Here is a 916-nt window from a genome sequence, read left to right as displayed (position 1 = left end):
ATTTCGTTGAGCAGCTTCATGGCTTCGATGATGCACAGGGTATCGCCTTCCTTGACTTCTTTGCCCACTCCACCGAAGGCCGGTGCGCCCGGGGCCGAGGAACGGTAGAAGGTGCCCACCATGGGCGACTTGACGATATGACCTTCCGGCACGGCCGGAGCAGCCGGGGCGGCGGCCACCGGGGCAGCCGCCGGTGCGGCCACGGGCGCGGCGGCCGGGGCGTAGGCTTGCTGTTGCGGCACCATCACCACCTGGTTCTGGGCATTCGGGGACGACTTGACGATCCTGACCTTGCTTTCGCCTTCGGTGACTTCCAGTTCTTCGATGGCCGATTCAGCAACCAGGTCGATGAGCGTCTTGAGTTTTCGTAAATCCATTTGAATCCCTCGGAATGTAGATGAGTAGTGTTAAACGAAGCGCCGGCGCTCTGCGGCCGCCGGCGAGTCAGTCAGGTCTTGCAGTACGTGAAGCGATCCGTGCGCAGCGGTGAGCCCGCCCTCAGGATTGACGCAGCCAGTAATCGAGGGCCAGCGAATAGCCGTGGACCCCGAAGCCGCATAGGACTGCCCGGGCAATGCCGGACAGGTAGGAAAAATGCCGGAACTCCTCGCGCTGGTGGATATTGGAGATATGCACCTCCACGAAGGGAATGGCCACCCCGGCCAGCGCATCGCGCAGGGCCACGCTGGTATGGGTCAGTCCGCCCGGATTGATGATGATGCCATCCACCCCCTCGTGGCGGGCCTGGTGGATGCGGTCGATCAGCGCGCCTTCGTGATTGCTCTGGAAGGCCACCAGGGAGGCGCCGGCAGCGCGGGCCTGTTCTTGCGCACGCTGTTCGATATCGGCCAGCGTGGTGGATCCGTAGACTTCCGGCTCCCGGGTTCCGAGCAGATTCAGTTCGGGCCATGAGCAG

2 protein-coding genes are annotated in these 916 nt (G+C 63.2%); both read right to left on the bottom strand.

Annotation, left to right across the window (positions count from 1 at the left end; genetic code table 11):
* A partial coding sequence (accB, locus tag I5W_RS28810) for an acetyl-CoA carboxylase biotin carboxyl carrier protein (protein ID WP_044531825.1) occupies window positions 1–377 on the bottom strand: 377 nt, incomplete at its 3' end.
* A 121-nt stretch (window positions 378–498) separates the two neighbouring features.
* Window positions 499–900: a type II 3-dehydroquinate dehydratase gene (gene aroQ / locus I5W_RS28805; RefSeq protein WP_044531826.1), complete on the bottom strand. Its 402-nt coding sequence runs from the start codon at window positions 898–900 to the stop codon at window positions 499–501.
* Window positions 901–916 lie beyond the last annotated feature (16 nt).

The organism is Herbaspirillum sp. B65, from assembly GCF_000333555.1.
GTDB classification, from domain to species: Bacteria; Pseudomonadota; Gammaproteobacteria; order Burkholderiales; family Burkholderiaceae_D; genus Herbaspirillum; species Herbaspirillum rubrisubalbicans.
Note: the sequence above shows the minus strand (reverse complement) of the source record. Positions and strands in the feature narration are given on the sequence as shown.